Source organism: Bradyrhizobium sp. HKCCYLRH2060 (assembly GCF_051168135.1).
Classification (GTDB): domain Bacteria; phylum Pseudomonadota; class Alphaproteobacteria; order Rhizobiales; family Xanthobacteraceae; genus Bradyrhizobium.
Map to the genome: position 1 here is coordinate 134768 of NZ_JBNPUK010000016.1, position 8081 is coordinate 142848.

Genomic DNA, 8081 nt, shown 5'->3' on the forward strand with positions numbered 1-8081 from the left:
AAGAAAATGCAAAACACGTCTCACGCCGTAATGGCTCAGCGCGTAGAACCGAAAGACAGCCCCGATGACTTCCCTACGCCTCCATGGGCTACAAGGGGACTTCTTGAGCATATTATCGGCCAAACAAAAACGCTCGCGCATCTTACCTGTCTTGAGCCGGCCTGCGGCGCCGGACACATGGCCAAGGTTCTAAAAGAATATTTCGGGCAAGTTCATAGCTCTGACGCCTTCGTTTATGGATATGGCGATGTCCGTGACTTCATCGAGCACCCTTATGAACCTAACAGCTTCGATTGGGTAATCACAAATCCGCCTTTTAGGCTCGCCGAAGAATTCGTTCGGACAGGTTTGTCCGTCGCCCGAAAGGGCGTAGCGATCTTAGCTCGCACCGTGTTCCTTGAAAGCGTTGGTCGTTATCAGGGGATCTTCCGGGAAGCTCCTCCGACAAAGTTCGCTCAATTTGTAGAGCGGGTGCCCATGGTGCGAGGACGATTAGACATGAAGGCGACGACCGCGACCGGGTATGCATGGCTTGTTTGGGAAAAACAGGCGAAAGGCCAACCACGTCTTATGTGGGTTCCGCCGTGTAGAAAGGACTTGGAACGTATTTCAGACTATGGTCCAGCAAAACGCTAAATCATGCTTCGTTGGTGTCATAGGCATCAATCGCACCCTGGAGGAGGTCCTTCGCCTCAGTCAGTCCACTTGGACCTTTTGCAAGCGCCTTCATCACATCGTCGGCAGCTGCGCGCAAACGCCTTCCTTTGATACCGGGTGGCCCGCTGGGCGGTAGCAGTGAGGAGTGAGCTGCAGCAGGCGTTCCGAACTTGCTGCCGTCCTTCACCTCAGCAATTCGACCTTGGTTCACACCGAACCAAGCTGCGATATCATGATCGCGGTCGTCCCGAGCTACCATACCAAGAATAATAGGCGCATCGGACGCTACTAAAGTGTAACCGCTAGCCTTTCCTTTGTTCCAAGACATCTGACTCTCCCTAAATTTGGGAGAGTAGATCACAAAATACGACCAAGAGTCGAGTCACGTCTCGCCGCGGCGAGTGTGGTACTAAGCTTGAGACATTGAAGAATATCATGGGTCGACCGACTGATGGGCTTCCTGCGCTCGTACCGCATCTGCTCACGCCGCCGATCTCGACGTCTTCAACACCCGGAGCCGCGGCCGGCCGATCACGTGCTGACGGCGTGTCCGAACGTTGCGCTCTCGGCGCGCTCGGCATTCCGTACGCCGGAAGCGGGCGAGGACTGACTCCCATCGGCTTGGGAGCACTTCCTCCGGCGGAGAAATAGCAGGACTTGCTCGGTGCATCCTCTCCCATTGCGGGCCCCGTTGTGAGAGAGGCGGCACCGAGCGCTGAGCCAATGATCGCGACTAATCCACCATCTCGGCCACAGCCTTGCCGCACGCGACCGTATCCGCGTTGCCACCCAGATCCCGCGTCCGCAGCGTCCGCTCAGCCAGCGTCCGCTCGATCGCGCCGACGATCGACTGCGCCGCGGTCTTCTCGCCGAGATGCTCCAGCATCATCGCGCCCGACCAGATCATGCCGATCGGATTGGCGATCCCCTGCCCCGCGATATCAGGCGCCGAGCCGTGCACCGGCTCGAACACCGACGGGAAATTGCGTTCCGGATTGATGTTGCCCGACGGCGCGATGCCGATGGTGCCGGTGCAGGCCGGGCCGAGGTCCGACAGGATGTCGCCGAACAGGTTGGAGCCGACGACGACGTCGAACCAGTCCGGATGCAGCACGAAATTCGCGGTGAGGATGTCGATGTGGTACTTGTCCCACTTCACGCCCGGATAGTTCTTGGCCATCGCCTCGACGCGCTCGTCCCAATACGGCATCGTGATCGAGATGCCGTTCGACTTGGTGGCCGAGGTCAGGTGCTTCTTCGGCCGCGACTGCGCCAGCTCGAAAGCGAATTTGAGGATGCGGTCGACGCCGGTGCGGGTCATCACCGTCTGCTGCGTGACGAACTCGCGGTCAGTGTCAGGAAACATGCGGCCGCCGACCGACGAATACTCGCCTTCGGTGTTCTCGCGCACCACCCAGAAATCGATGTCGCCCGGCTTGCGTCCCGCCAGCGGCGACGGCACGCCGGGCATCAGACGTACGGGACGCAGATTCACATACTGATCGAACTCGCGGCGGAACTTGATCAGCGAGCCCCACAGCGAGACGTGGTCGGCGATCTTGGCCGGCCAGCCGACGGCACCGAAATAGATCGCGTCATGGCTGCCGATCTGCGTCTTCCAGTCGTCCGGCATCATCTGGCCGTGCTTCTCGTAATAGTCGTAGCTCGAGAAGTCGAAATGATCGAACTGCACCGCGACGCCGTGCTTCTTGGCGGCCGCCTCGATCACGCGAATGCCCTCGGGCATGACCTCCTTGCCGATGCCGTCGCCGGGAATGACTGCGATGCGATAGGGCTTCTTGCTCATCGAGCGGATCCTTGCGTGTTGCGCCGTGTTCCGGCTGAAATCGTCGATCGCCTGAATGGACCAAACGACGGGGAAGCGCAACGCTGCGGTGCAAGATTGACCGCATGGCTGACGCGCAAGACAATCGCACAAGACAATCCGGTCTCCTCCCCTTCAGCGAGAGTGTCCATGGATCTTCACCTGCGCGGCAAGCGCGTTCTCATCACCGGCGCCTCCAAGGGCATCGGCGCCGCGGCGGCCGAAGCGTTCGCCGAGGAAGGCTGCCACGTCCGGCTCGCGGCGCGCAGCGCCGACCGGCTGTCGGCGCTGGCCGAGCAGCTCCGCTCGAAGCACCAGATCGATGCGGCCGCGCATGTGGTCGACCTGCGCAAATCCGAGGATGTCACGCGGCTCGCTCAGGAGGCCGCGGACATCGACATCCTCGTCAACAATGCCGGCGACATTCCGGGCGGGCCGATCGACAAGCTCGACGAGGCGACGTGGCGGCACGCCTGGGACCTCAAGGTGTTCGGCTTCATCAACCTGACGCGCCTTGTCTATGCTGACATGAAGGCGCGCGGCGCGGGCGTCATCATCAACGACATCGGCGCGGCCGGCGAGAAGTTCGACTTCAACTACATCTGCGGCAGCGCCGGCAACGCCGCGCTGATGGCCTTCACCCGCGCGCTCGGCTCCAAGAGCCTCGCCGACAATATCCGCGTGGTCGGCATCAATCCGGGCCCGGTCGGCACCGACCGCCACGTCACTTTGCTGAAGACCCGCGCCAAGCAGCAGTTCGGCGACGAGAGCCGCTACACGGAATTCCAGAAAGGCCTGCCGCTCGGGCGTCCCGCGCATCCACGAGAGATCGCCGACCTGATGGCGTTCCTGGCCTCCGACCGCGCCGGCTATACGTCGGGCGTGATCTATACCGTCGATGGCGGCATCAGTGCAGGGTGGGGTTGATCGCGGCGACCTTTCCACGTCCGGCGAAACATGGTCTACGACACAGCGCCGGGATGCTTCCAATCAGGAGAACCAAGCTTTGGCCGACCAGGGATTGATCCGCGAGACCGCCTGCGCCGTCGTCGACAAGTTGAAGGCCGGCGAGGTCACCCCGCTCGATTGCCTCGATGCATTGGAAGCGCGCATCACGGCCGTCGACGGCAAGGTGAATGCGCTGCCGACGCTGTGCTTCGATCGCGCGCGCGATCACGCCAAGGCGCTGATGCAGAAGAAGGCCTCTGAACGCGGCCTGCTCGCCGGCATGCCCGTGCCGATCAAGGATCTCACCGACGTCCAGGGCGTACTGACCACGCAGGGCTCGCCGATCTTCAAGGACCGGATTCCGGAACACTCCGATCTCCTGGTCGAGCATCTCGAAGCCAATGGCGGCGTGATCTACGCCAAGTCGAACACGCCGGAGTTCGGCGCCGGCGCCAACACCTTCAACGAGGTGTTCGGTGCGACGCGCAATCCCTGGGATACGTCGCGCTCGGCCGCCGGCTCGTCGGGCGGCGCAGCGGTTGCGCTTGCGACCGGCATGGCGTGGCTGGCGCACGGCTCGGACATGGGCGGCTCGCTGCGCAACCCCGCGAGCTTCTGCGGCATCGTCGGCCTGCGCCCGAGCTTCGGCCGCGTCGCGCATACGCCGGCCGTCGCCATCGACCGCAATCTCGGCGTCCAGGGCCCGATGGCCCGCAATGTCGAGGACCTCGCGCTGCTGCTCGACGCGATGAGCGGCGAGCACGCCGCCGACCCGATCTCGCTGCCCTCGCCTGCGACCTCCTTCCTCACCGCGGCCCGCTCCGGCAAGAAGCCGATCCGCGTCGCCTATTCGCCCGATCTCGGCATCACGCCAGTCGACCCCGAAGTGATCGCGGTCACCCGCAAGGCGGCGCAGCGTTTCTCCGAGCTCGGCGTCATCGTCGAGGAGGCGCATCCGGATTTCAGCGAGGCGCATGAATGCTTCCATGTGCTGCGCGCGCTCGACTTCGCGATGAGCAAGCAGGAGCTGCTGCGCACCAAGCGCGACCTGCTCAAGCCCGAAGTGATCTGGAACATCGAGGAAGGGCTGAAGCTCACCGTCGCGCAGATCACCCGCGCCGAAGCGCAGCGCGTGGCGATGACCGCTCGCGCCGTCAAGTTCTTCGAGACCTATGACCTGCTGCTGGCGCCGGCGACCATCGTGCCGCCCTTCCCTGTCGAGAACCGCTACGTCGCCGAATGCGCCGGACAGAAGTTCGACAACTACGTGCAGTGGCTCGGCATCGTCTACGCGATCACGCTCGCCTGCTGCCCGGCGCTGTCGCTGCCATGCGGCTTCACCGCGTCGGGCCTGCCGGTGGGGTTGCAGGTGATCGCGCGGCCGCGCAACGACGCCGGTTTGCTGGCGAGTGCCAAGCTGCTCGAGGACGTGCTGGGAGTCGCCAGCTCCACGCCGATCGATCCGCGCGCGCCGAGGTGAAATGCTCCCCCTCGCCCTGAGGAGCCGCGCAGCGGCGTCTCGAAGGGTGAGGCCCGGGCGCTGGCCTCATGGTTCGAGACGCCCGCCTTCGGCGGGCTCCTCACCATGAGGGTTGAGATTCTCGCTGGCCTGCACAGTTCGCTCTTCCCGGCATGACCTTCCCCCTCACCCTGAGGAGCTCGCCGAAGGCGAGCGTCTCGAAGGGCGAGGCCCCGAACCTTGGCCTGATGGTTCTCCCAGCGAGGCGGAGCAGCGCCCCTCACCATGAGGGCGGCAGTTCTGCTTTGATCGGCCCAGAGTTCCATGCGCTGAACATGGGACCCATGTCCGTTATCGTCTGTTGGCAATCCCTGCGGCTGCCGTAGAAGGGCCGCAAATCACGCTTGCCGGAGACCGGATATGACAGACCAGGCGATCGAGCCTGCCACCGAGACCACGTCGCTCGCCGACGTCGAGCGCCGCATCAAGGCGATCCTGATCGGCTCGGCCGGCAACCTGGTCGAATGGTACGATTTCTATGCCTATACGGCGTTCGCATTGTATTTCGCGCCGGCCTTCTTTCCATCGAAGGACCCGGTGGTCGAGCAGCTCAACGCCGCTGTCGTGTTCGCCGCGACCTTCCTGATGCGCCCGCTCGGCGGCTGGCTGTTCGGCTATCTCGCCGATCACCACGGCCGGCGGCTGTCGCTGACGGTCTCGGTGCTCTGCATGTGCTTCGGCTCGCTGATCATTGCGGTGACGCCGACCTATGCCACCATCGGCATCGCCGCGCCGATCATCCTGGCGCTCGCCCGCGTCATCGAGGGCCTCAGCCTCGGCGGCGAATATGGTGCCAGCGCCACCTATCTGTCCGAGGTCGCCGACGCCAGGCATCGCGGCTTCTATTCGAGCTTCCAATACGTCACGCTGATCGGCGGCCAGCTCACCGCGATCATCGTGCTCCTGCTGTTGCAGAAGGTGTTCCTGACCCCGGACGAATTGCGGGCCTGGGGCTGGCGCATTCCGTTCGCAATCGGTGCCGGCCTCGCGATCTTCGTCGCGGTGATGCGGCGGAACCTGCACGAGACCGAGGCGTTCGTCGAGGCCAAGAAGACCGTCGGCCCTTCCGGCTCGATCACCGCGCTGTTCAAATATCCGCGGGAGCTCCTGCTGGTGGTCGGCCTGACCGCGGGCGGCACCGCCGCATTCTACACCTTCACCACCTACATGCAGACCTTCGTGAAACTCTCGGTCGGCCTGACAGCGGACCAGACCACGATGGTGATCTTCGGCTCGCTGCTGTTCGCCTGCGTGCTGCAGCCCCTCTATGGGGCGATCTCCGATCGCATCGGCCGCAAGCCGCTGCTGATCTTCTTCGGCGTCGCCGGCACGCTGGCGACGATCCCGATTCTGACCGTGCTGAAGGGCACCAAGGAGCCGTTCACGGCCTTCCTGCTGATCTGCGGCGCCTGGATCTTCACGGCGGGCTACACCTCGATCAACGCGGTGGTGAAGGCCGAGCTGTTTCCGACCAATGTCCGTGCGCTCGGTGTCGGCCTGCCCTACGCGATCACCGTCTCGCTGTTCGGCGGCACCGCGCCGGCGATCGCGCTCTACTTCAAGAGCATTGGGCACGAGACCTGGTTCTATTATTATCTCACAAGCGTGATCTTCCTGTCGCTGCTCATCTATGCGACCATGCGCGATACCAAGCATGCGTCGGCGATGCACAGGCACGAATGAGCAAGGCGAACTGACGAGGGGTGCCGATGGCTGACGAGTCCGGGCTGCCGCCCGAGAGCAAGCTGAGCCGAGCCAAGGAGCGCTGGGCGCGCGAAGGCAAGTTCCTGACCGGCCGCATCATCAGGCCCGACGACCAGCGCCTGCCGCCGGGCCAGCACCTGACCCGCGACTGGCCGGTGCTCGATCTCGGCCTGACGCCGTCGGTCACATCGGAGCGCTGGCGGCTCGACGTCTACGGCGCGGTGGAAAATCCCCTGTTCTGGGACTGGACTGCCTTCCGCGCCCAGGAGCAGCGCCAGTTCACATCCGACATTCACTGCGTGACGACCTGGTCGCGTTACGACAATCGATGGGAAGGGCTTGCGACGCGCGACCTGCTTGCCGCCTGCCGGCCGCGCGACGGCGCTGATTTCGTCGTGCTGCATTCCTACGACGGCTACACGACCAATCTGACGCTGGAGGATTTCGCCGCCGAGGATGCGCTGCTCGCGCACGGCTGGTCCGGCGCGCCGCTCACCAGGGAGCATGGCGGTCCGGTGCGGGTCGTGGTGCCGCATCTGTATTTCTGGAAGAGCGCAAAGTGGCTGAAGGCGATCGAGTTTCTCGACTCCGACAAACCCGGCTATTGGGAGGTGCGCGGCTATCACAACCGCGGTGATCCCTGGGCCGAGCAGCGCTATTCGGAGTGATCGGGCTCCGCTCAAGCCAGGCCAACGGAGCCGTAGGGTGGGCAAAGACGCGAAGCGTCGTGCCCACCCTCGCCCCGCAAAAAAGAAAAGAATGGTGGGCACGCTTCGCTTTGCCCACCCTACGGACTACATGTTATCGCTTCCGCACCGAAGCGCGGCCACCGCGATATCCGAACGTGCCAGAGACACAACATGGAGTTCACCTCAGAAACCGGCAAAATACCCAAGGGCTATGGGTACCTTCTCAAGCCGAGCGTCATCCTGGCCGCACTGACCGCACGAGATCTTGGCGGCATTCGCATCCACCTCGTTCGCAGCCACGGCCGGCGTCTGTTCGATGCGCGATATCGGCCGCCGGACGGCGACATTCCATATGAGCGTCTCAACATCAAAGTGGGCACAGCGCACGAGCGCGACTTGCCCCCACTCCGCCGGCAGGCGAAGGACGAAGCTCTTCCCGAGCTGGTCCGATGGATTGCCGATCTCGTCGCGCAGGACCTGCCGACAGCGATCCGGAACGGTGAGCAGGTGATCGAGCTGCTGCCTCAGCGCGAGTGATCGTGGCGGGGCTGGTGAGATTGATCGCGGATCTAGGCTGGCAACAGCCCAACGTCGCAACGCGCGAGCTGGCTAGTTAGTTACTCCGTCATGGCCGGGACAACCCCACGGCTGTCCGGTTCAGGCAGGCTGGACAAGGCGCATGGCGTGGATTCTTCTGCGATCTTGAGCATCGCCAAATGTTCGAGACACACGAGGAGGA

Annotated in this window: 8 protein-coding genes; 6 read left to right on the plus strand and 2 right to left on the minus strand. The window is 63.6% G+C overall.

Annotated elements, in window-relative coordinates; translation table 11 throughout:
* Nucleotides 1-177: 177 nt before the first annotated feature.
* A complete protein-coding gene (locus ACQR10_RS26755; RefSeq protein ID WP_316218833.1) occupies nt 178-636 on the plus strand; it encodes an SAM-dependent methyltransferase in 459 nt (152 codons plus the stop codon).
* Nucleotide 637: 1 nt separating this feature from the next.
* Here the strand turns inward: ACQR10_RS26755 and ACQR10_RS26760 are convergent, their stop codons facing one another.
* Both ACQR10_RS26760 and ACQR10_RS26765 read right to left on the minus strand, forming a co-directional pair.
* Nucleotides 638-985, minus strand: a complete 348-nt coding sequence (locus ACQR10_RS26760) for a hypothetical protein (RefSeq protein WP_316218834.1) — start codon at nt 983-985, stop codon at nt 638-640.
* Nucleotides 986-1390: 405 nt separating this feature from the next.
* Nucleotides 1391-2464, minus strand: a complete 1074-nt coding sequence (locus ACQR10_RS26765; protein WP_316218835.1) for a tartrate dehydrogenase — start codon at nt 2462-2464, stop codon at nt 1391-1393.
* Nucleotides 2465-2632: 168 nt separating this feature from the next.
* Between ACQR10_RS26765 and ACQR10_RS26770 the strand changes: the two genes are divergently transcribed.
* From ACQR10_RS26770 to ACQR10_RS26790, 5 genes are all read left to right on the plus strand, one after another.
* Nucleotides 2633-3409 carry an SDR family oxidoreductase gene (locus tag ACQR10_RS26770; RefSeq protein WP_316183461.1) on the plus strand — a complete coding sequence of 259 codons (777 nt, stop codon included), beginning with the start codon at nt 2633-2635 and terminating at the stop codon, nt 3407-3409.
* 79 nt (nt 3410-3488) lie between these two features.
* On the plus strand, nt 3489-4910 hold the full coding sequence (locus ACQR10_RS26775) for an amidase (protein ID WP_316183462.1): 1422 nt from the start codon (nt 3489-3491) through the stop codon (nt 4908-4910).
* A 399-nt stretch (nt 4911-5309) separates the two neighbouring features.
* Entirely contained in the window at nt 5310-6632 is a 1323-nt protein-coding gene (locus ACQR10_RS26780; protein ID WP_315801343.1) for an MFS transporter, read from the plus strand.
* Between the two features lie 26 nt (nt 6633-6658).
* Entirely contained in the window at nt 6659-7321 is a 663-nt protein-coding gene (locus ACQR10_RS26785; RefSeq protein WP_316183463.1) for a sulfite oxidase-like oxidoreductase, read from the plus strand.
* Nucleotides 7322-7513: 192 nt separating this feature from the next.
* A complete protein-coding gene (locus ACQR10_RS26790; RefSeq protein ID WP_315801345.1) occupies nt 7514-7879 on the plus strand; it encodes a hypothetical protein in 366 nt (121 codons plus the stop codon).
* Nucleotides 7880-8081 lie beyond the last annotated feature (202 nt).

Coding starts and splice junctions, on each gene's coding strand:
- ACQR10_RS26755 (WP_316218833.1), top strand. CDS start 178: ATGGCCAAGGTTCTAAAAGAATATTTCGGGCAAGTTCATAGCTCTGAC.
- ACQR10_RS26760 (WP_316218834.1), bottom strand. CDS start 985: ATGTCTTGGAACAAAGGAAAGGCTAGCGGTTACACTTTAGTAGCGTCC.
- ACQR10_RS26765 (WP_316218835.1), bottom strand. CDS start 2,464: ATGAGCAAGAAGCCCTATCGCATCGCAGTCATTCCCGGCGACGGCATC.
- ACQR10_RS26770 (WP_316183461.1), top strand. CDS start 2,633: ATGGATCTTCACCTGCGCGGCAAGCGCGTTCTCATCACCGGCGCCTCC.
- ACQR10_RS26780 (WP_315801343.1), top strand. CDS start 5,310: ATGACAGACCAGGCGATCGAGCCTGCCACCGAGACCACGTCGCTCGCC.
- ACQR10_RS26785 (WP_316183463.1), top strand. CDS start 6,659: ATGGCTGACGAGTCCGGGCTGCCGCCCGAGAGCAAGCTGAGCCGAGCC.
- ACQR10_RS26790 (WP_315801345.1), top strand. CDS start 7,514: ATGGAGTTCACCTCAGAAACCGGCAAAATACCCAAGGGCTATGGGTAC.